We start from the raw sequence: 383 nt of genomic DNA, 5'->3' as shown, positions 1-383 counted from the left end.
GCCATTGCACAAGCCGGTAAAGCTTACAGTCACGATCTATACGATCTTGAACGCTTTGATCAGATTGCCGACATTTCATATCAAATGTTTGCACAGATTAGCGGCCAGCCACTCAGTAAAGTGCATCATCTGTTTATTCCTGAAGAGGGCTATCCTACCCCGAAAGTTGATCTGCGGGCCGGAGTGATTCGCGATAACAAAATTCTTCTGGTCAAAGAACGTGAGGATGGCAAGTGGACATTACCCGGAGGGTGGGCCGATGTCTGTGAAACCCCGTCACAGGGGATTGTCCGCGAAGTGTTGGAAGAATCCGGTTTGGTCGTCAGTCAGCCCAAACTGATTGCGATAAAAGACAGAGCGGTTCACCCATACCAGCCCGATTA

At 49.3% G+C, this 383-nt stretch carries 1 protein-coding gene; it reads left to right on the top strand.

The window, feature by feature from the left end; translation table 11 throughout:
• Positions 1-383 (top strand): NUDIX hydrolase (locus tag ACYP03_RS24560; RefSeq protein ID WP_459782458.1); only part of this gene is annotated, 383 nt, incomplete at both ends.

The sequence above is a fragment of the Photobacterium sp. R1 genome (assembly GCF_054600795.1).
This window is presented reverse-complemented; position numbering and strand designations above follow the sequence as displayed.